A 4,234-nucleotide genomic window follows, 5' to 3' on the forward strand; every position below is an offset into this window, starting at 1 on the left:
CGGATTACGGCCGAGCCCGTCGGCGGTCAGCGCCGCACGGTGGCCGGACCACTCGCGCAGCCCCGCGTCCAGTCGGGTGCGGGCCTGCTTGGCGGCAGCGTTCTGCTGCCGGTCAACGGAACCGGAGTACATCTCCATCGACGCCATCGGGAACGGCCACCTCCCCCTGCGCTGTCGCGGGCCGGAACGGACCCCATTGTCCCACCAGGAGGGGCAGGCGCCGTGTCATTCCGGACACACCCGCAGATCAGTCGGCGACGTACGGGTTGGTCGCAGTGTGATGGCGGACCCGGGCGGGCACCACGAAGAGCATGACCGCCACGAGAACCGCCATCGCCGCCCCGGCCGCGAAGCCCGGCAGCGTCCCGAGCACCAGCGAGAACACCAGCGCGGCCAGCCCCACCAACGCGATCGAGAGCATGGCCAGGCCCACGCGGGCCAGCGTCGCGGACAGTCGCAGCACCCGGTCCTTGCGGTGGGAGCGGAACACCGCGCGGTGGATCATCACCGGGGCCAGCAGGACGACCGTCGAGGCGAGGGCGAGCGACAGGACCACCAGGTAGAGGGCGCGACCGCCGCCCCCGATGTCCGCGAACCGGTCCTGGAACGGCACCACCAGCAGGAAGCCGGTGAGGACCTGGCCGCCGGTCTGGACGATGCGCAGCTCCTGGAGCAGCTCGATCCAGTTGCGGTCGATCCGCTGAGCCTCGGTCTCGTCGCGCTCCACGGCCAGGTCCTCGCGGGGTTCCCCGGTGCCCTCGACGTCCATGTCGCTCCCTTCGCCGCGTGCCTCCATCGTCGTCCGCCCGGCTCGGCGACGGAAGCGCTCCCAGCACATCCGCGGAGCGACCACACGACGTGGCGGCGGCGCTCAGGCCGCGGCCGCCAGCCTCTTCTCGTCGATCGTGCGGTCGAAGACCAGGGCGTAGAGCAGACCGGCGCCCACCGCGGTGTACGGCCAGAGAAGATAGAAGATCACTCCCATCGACATCGGCAGGCCCCAGAGCACGGCGTCCCCGGATGCGGTGAGGATCGACCACAACACCAGCACGCCCAGCCCCGCGCAGTAGGCGACGATCGCGATGGTCGACACCCTCTCCCACGAGCCGTCGGAGTGCAGGGAGCCGAGGAGCATCATGATCACGGCGAAGAGCGGCACGGCGATGAACACCATCTGCCACGTGTCGGTGAACATCCCGAGCAGCGCGAAGGCGGCCACTGCCACGAACGCGTGGATCAGGATGCCCGCGCGCTTGTGATCAGGCTCCGGAGCGTCCGCGGGGTCCAGTGCACTGTCGAGACCGCCGTCGAGTGCGCGGCCGCGTGCGGTGGGATCCGAGGCGGGATCAGTGGCGTGATCAGACATGGTCGTTCCTTTCGGTGGAGGCGGTCGAGGTGGACCTGGCGGTCGAGGTGGACGCTGCGGTCGTCGACGCTGCGGTCGGGGCGGCAGCCCCGCCACTCACCCGCGGGTCGGTCACCGCGCTGCGTCCGCCGTACAGGAACTCCAGGGTGGCGTCGGGGTGACGGTTGGTGGTCATCATCGACACCACGTAGAACAGCACGATCGACACGAGCAGCGAGATGCCGCCGACCTGCATGAACGCCGGGACGGAGATGATGTCCCGCGCGGCCAGGGAGGTGATGATCATGTTGCCGAGGATCGCGAACGCCACCGTGACGGTCGCGGCGGTGGCCGTCGCGCGATGCCAGTAGATGGACATGACCACCGGGCCGACGATCGCTGCGGCGAAGGCGGCCCAGCCCAGCGCGCCGAGCAGGAACACCACCTGCGAGAGGAACAGGGTGAGCAGGACCGACAGCACCACCAGGGTCAGGCTCGCGATCCGGCTCCACAGCAGCTCGCGGACCACCTTGATGCCGAACGCCCCGGGGAGGTCGCGCATCATCGACGAGGCGCCGATGGTGATGAAGCTCGAGGCCGAGGACATGATCGCGGCCAGCAGGCCGGTCAGCGCGATGCCGCCGACGATCGGGTTGGTCACCGAGTCGAGGAACCAGATGGCGGTGTCGTCGATGCTCTCGAGTTCCGGGGCGTCGCCGGTGAGGGTCATGGAGCGGGTGGACAGACCGATGCCCACGGAGAACAGGGTGGTGATGGCGTAGGCGATACCCGCCACGGCGGCACCCCACTTGAGCTGCGTCATGTCGCGGAGCATGAGGAACTTGGTGAGCAGCTGCGGCTGGCCCACGGCGCCCACGAAGATCAACAGACCAAAGGCGAAGATGTAGGTGGGCGCCTGGACGCCGTCGATCGAGAGCATCTCCGCGCTCCCGGCCGAGATGGTGTCGAGCATGGGGAGCCACCCGCCGGCCACCTGGACGGCGAAGAAGAACAGCCCCACGGACATGACCACCATGAGCACGCCCTGCACCAGGTCGGTCCACACGGCCGCGAGCATGCCGCCGGCCATCGTGTACGCGGCCACGACCATCGAGCCGATCCACACGCTGGTCGGGATCGAGGTGCCCAGCAGCAGCGAGATGATCACGCCGATCGAGGTGACCTGCGCCGTCATGTAGGCGACGGAGGCGATGAAGATCGCGACCGACATGGTGGCGTGTGAGGTCCGGTCCTGGAAGCGGACGCGGATGAGATCGGGTACCGAGTAGACGCTGTGCTTCTTGCCGATCCAGTTGAGTCGGCTCCCCAGGAGGAACCAGGCGGCGGCGAACCCGAACGGGGCGAACAGCCCCACGGCGATGAGCGCCTGCAGGCCCCAGGCGTAGGTCTGGCCGGTGCCGCCGACCATGCCCCAGCCGGACTGGATGGAGGAGAAGCTGGCGATGGCCATGACGAAGAAGCCCAGGGACTGCCCCGCGACGAGGAACTCCTTGGCCGACTTCATCTTGGTGTTGGCCCACGCGCCGATGGCAAACATGAGCACGAAATAGGCGAGCACGACGCCTATGACGACGGGATTGTTCATGAGGGTTCCTCAGGGGTCGGTCGGGCGTCGGATGTCGGTCGGGCGTGGTCGGCGCGCAACTTGGCGCGGCGGATCTTGCCGGTGTTGGTGGTGGGCAGCTCGTCGAGAAAGAGAACCTCCCGCGGATATTGGTAGAAGGCCAGGCGCTCCTTGACCAAGGCCTGGATCTCGCGGGCCAACTCGTCGGTGCCGCTGACCCCCTCGGCGGGGACGACGTAGGCGACGATCGCCTCTCCGCGCAGCTCGTCCGGCACGCCGATCACGGCCACCATCTCGACGGAGGGGTGGCGCAGGATCTGGTCCTCGATCTCGCCGGGGCCCACTCGGTAGCCGGCCGAGGAGATCAGGTCGTCGTTGCGGCCGGAGAACCAGAAGTGCCCGTCGTCGTCGACCCGCGCCAGGTCCCCGGTGTGCAGGACTCCCCCCAAGGTCTTCTCCGCCGTCTTATCGGGCGCGTTCCAGTAGCGCAAGAACGCATTGGGGCTGGGCAGGCGCACGCAGACCTCGCCGACCTCGCCCGTGGCGACCGGTCGCGACGTCTCGTCCAGCAGCACCAGCTCGAAACCGGGCGTCGGTCGGCCCATGGAGCCGGGCGGGGTCGCGAACTCGGCGTGGCAGGTGCCCACGATGAGGTTGAGCTCGGTCTGGCCGTAGATCTCGTTGACCTGCACGCCCAGCGCCTCGCGCGCCCACTCGGCCACGGCCTCGCCCAGCGCCTCGCCCCCGGAGAACGCGGCCCGCAGCCCGGTGTGCGAGTAGTCCACCTCGGAGGCGCGCATCATCTTGAGGATGGTCGGCGGCAGGAACGAGCAGGTCACGCCGTGCCGCCGCAGGATGTGCTCCACGGTCTCCGGGCTGGGCCGCCGGGCAGACGCCACCACGGGTACACCGCTGTAGAGGCTCGGCAGCAGCACGTCGAGCAGCCCGCCGGCCCACGCCCAGTCGGCCGGGGTCCAGAACACGTCGCCCGATTCGCCCGGCGCAGCGTTCCGGGGGAACCCGTCGAGCGCGCGGACCACTCCGGGCATGTGCCCCAGCACCACGCGGTGTCCGTGCAGGGCTCCCTTGGGCTGGCCGGTGGTTCCGGAGGTGTAGATGAGCAGGGCCGGGTCGTCGGGTCCGGTATCCGCGACGACGACGGCGAGGTCGGCCGAGTCCGTCACCGACAACGGCAGCACGGTGAGCGCACCCGCCTCGGTCGCCGGGGCCGTGCCAGCCGCGAGCATCGCCCCGGCAGCGGACGACGCCGTCTCGGGCACCGCATCGCCGCTGACCAGCACGGT

General features: G+C 69.5%; 4 protein-coding genes. All 4 read right to left on the reverse strand.

The features are described 5' to 3' along the window. Window positions 1-247: 247 nt before the first annotated feature. Entirely contained in the window at window positions 248-769 is a 522-nt protein-coding gene (locus G6018_RS03290) for a DUF6328 family protein (RefSeq protein WP_182638702.1), read from the reverse strand. A 102-nt stretch (window positions 770-871) separates the two neighbouring features. Then, on the reverse strand, window positions 872-1,366 hold the full coding sequence (locus G6018_RS03295) for a hypothetical protein (RefSeq protein WP_241730963.1): 495 nt from the start codon (window positions 1,364-1,366) through the stop codon (window positions 872-874). Further along, window positions 1,359-2,951, reverse strand: coding sequence for a sodium:solute symporter (locus G6018_RS03300; RefSeq protein WP_182638703.1), 1,593 nt, complete (start codon window positions 2,949-2,951; stop codon window positions 1,359-1,361). The genes G6018_RS03295 and G6018_RS03300 overlap by 8 nt, the downstream gene beginning before the upstream one ends. Then, the coding region (locus tag G6018_RS03305) for an AMP-binding protein (RefSeq protein WP_182638705.1) at window positions 2,948-4,234 on the reverse strand (1,287 nt) is incomplete at its 5' end. The genes G6018_RS03305 and G6018_RS03300, both read right to left, overlap by 4 nt.

The sequence above is a fragment of the Dietzia sp. DQ11-44 genome, from assembly GCF_014145205.1.
In the GTDB taxonomy this organism is placed as follows: Bacteria; Actinomycetota; Actinomycetes; order Mycobacteriales; family Mycobacteriaceae; genus Dietzia; species Dietzia natronolimnaea.